General features: G+C 49.7%; 2 protein-coding genes. Both read left to right on the top strand.

Translation table 11 applies throughout. The features are described from left to right. Positions 1-330: aconitase family protein (locus tag R7Z50_RS26765; protein ID WP_318149651.1), on the top strand; the 330-nt coding region annotated here is incomplete at its 5' end. An 11-nt stretch (positions 331-341) separates the two neighbouring features. After that, positions 342-682, top strand: a 341-nt coding sequence (leuD, locus tag R7Z50_RS26760) for a 3-isopropylmalate dehydratase small subunit (protein ID WP_318149650.1), incomplete at its 3' end; no start/stop codon positions are given.

Here is a 682-nt window from a genome sequence, read left to right as displayed (position 1 = left end):
AAAGGCCGTAAGGTCGCATCGCACGTTCAAGCATTGATTGTCCCGGGCTCAGAACAGGTGAAAGCACAAGCAGAAGCCGAAGGCTTGGATGTCATCTTTAAAGAAGCGGGCTTTGAATGGCGTCTACCAGGCTGTTCAATGTGTTTAGCAATGAACAATGACCGTTTGGGACCTCACGAGCGTTGTGCATCAACATCAAACCGTAACTTTGAAGGCCGTCAGGGTCGTGATGGCCGCACTCACTTGGTTAGCCCTGCAATGGCAGCCGCGGCAGCTATCGCTGGTCACTTTGTTGACATTCGTGAATTAACTTTTGATAAACAGGATTAGGGAGAACAATCATGTCAGGTTTTAAACAACATACTGGTTTGGTTGTGCCTCTAGATGCCGCCAACGTTGACACGGATGCCATCATTCCAAAGCAGTTTTTACAAAAAGTTTCTCGCCTAGGTTTCGGTAAGCATCTTTTCCATGACTGGCGCTTCCTTGATGATGCAGGCGAGCAGCCAAACCCTGAGTTTGTAATGAATGCGCCACGTTACCAAGGCGCTTCTATCCTACTTGCGCGTGAAAACTTCGGCTGTGGCTCATCTCGTGAACACGCACCTTGGGCTTTGGCTGATTACGGCATTAAAGCGATGATCGCACCTAGTTCGGCAGAGCTTTCCTCTGGCCTCCCCTC

This window comes from Vibrio sp. 1249-1 (assembly GCF_033340495.1).
Note: the sequence above shows the minus strand (reverse complement) of the source record. Positions and strands in the feature narration are given on the sequence as shown.